Source organism: Enterococcus ratti (assembly GCF_001886195.1).
GTDB lineage: Bacteria > Bacillota > Bacilli > Lactobacillales > Enterococcaceae > Enterococcus_B > Enterococcus_B ratti.
Genome location: NZ_JXLB01000057.1, coordinates 1 through 1,280 on the forward strand (window position 1 = coordinate 1; position 1,280 = coordinate 1,280).

Below are 1,280 nucleotides of genomic sequence, written 5' to 3' on the forward strand. Positions count from 1 at the left end.
TGGATAGATGTCAATAAAGTAGACATAAAAAGAGAAGATACTTAAAGATTTTCAAAGTAAAGAGCCTCCTTTTCAGTTGGTGTAAGCATATCTAATGTTCCATGAGGACGTTTGGTGTTATAGAATCCTTCAATATAAGCGAAACAAGCCAACCGTACTTCTTCGATTGAATGAAATGAACGGCGGTTTAATTCTTCTTTTTTCATATATTTAAAAAAAGCTTCGGTGACGGCGTTATCCCACGGATAACCTGGTTTAGAAAGAGAATGGACAATCGGATGATTCTCTATAAACTTTCTAAATTCTAAAGAGGTATATTGAGACCCTTGATCTGTATGAAAAAGAACAGGACTCATTAAATTTCGAGAATGAAGTGCTTTATCTACTGTTTGAATGGCTAGGTTTGTATTAATCGTTGGTCCTACAGTCCAAGCAATTACTTTTCTAGAAAATAAATCTAAAACGACACACAAATACGCAAATGTTTTCTTACCGATGGGGATATAAGAAAAATCACTCGTCCAAACTTGATTGGGTGCTGGTGGATTGAACGCTTGGTTTAGATGATTTGGACGTGTCAAAGAAACCTTGTTTTTTCTTTTTTTGAAAACAGGTTTTACTGTAGACATTTTTGGTAGGTTCATTGATTTCATCAAGCGATAAACGCGACCAATACTAATCGAAATGCCATAATCACGCAAAAGGATCCGTTGGATCTTTGCAGCGCCAAGACGTTTTTGAGAAGAAGTATAAATTTCTAAAATCACTTTTCTTAGGTGTTGATTTTCTTTTGTTCTTGGGGCTACTTTTCCAGAAAAGCGTTTGTAATAAGTGGAACGATTGACTTTGAGTACACGACAGAGTGTAACAATACTGTGTTCATATCGAAGAATGTGTATGGCTTTTAATCGTTCGTCGAGCGAGGCGTGAATATGGCAATCGCTTTTTTTAGGATTAAATTTTCCTCCTCGAGCTGCGCATTTCGTTTTTGTAGCTGTTTGATCTGACGAGCCGTAAGGATCGTGTCATCGTCAATTTTTACTTCAGAATATTGTTTGACCCAACGAGCAATTGAAGAAAGAGCAATGCCGTACTCTTTAGATAAAGCATTTTGAGTTTTACCACTTTCGTGAAGTTTCACAATGGATTTTTTAAACTCTTCATCAAATTTACGTGGTGATTTTCTGTTGTTCCCCATATTAAAAAGTCCTTTCAAAATTTGTGTCTATTTATTTAAGAGTATACCAAAAAATGTGTCCACTTTATTAGGATACATGCAT

Annotated in this window: 1 protein-coding gene; it reads right to left on the reverse strand. The window is 35.5% G+C overall.

Annotated features, from left to right (window positions below; translation table 11 throughout):
* Positions 1–41: 41 nt before the first annotated feature.
* Positions 42–1,198 (reverse strand): IS3 family transposase gene (locus RV14_RS11640; protein WP_425429257.1). Its coding sequence is split into 2 segments (ribosomal slippage): positions 42–940 and positions 940–1,198, totalling 1,158 coding nucleotides; the frame shifts between segments, so codons are not numbered across the junction.
* Between the last annotated feature and the right edge of the window lie 82 nt (positions 1,199–1,280).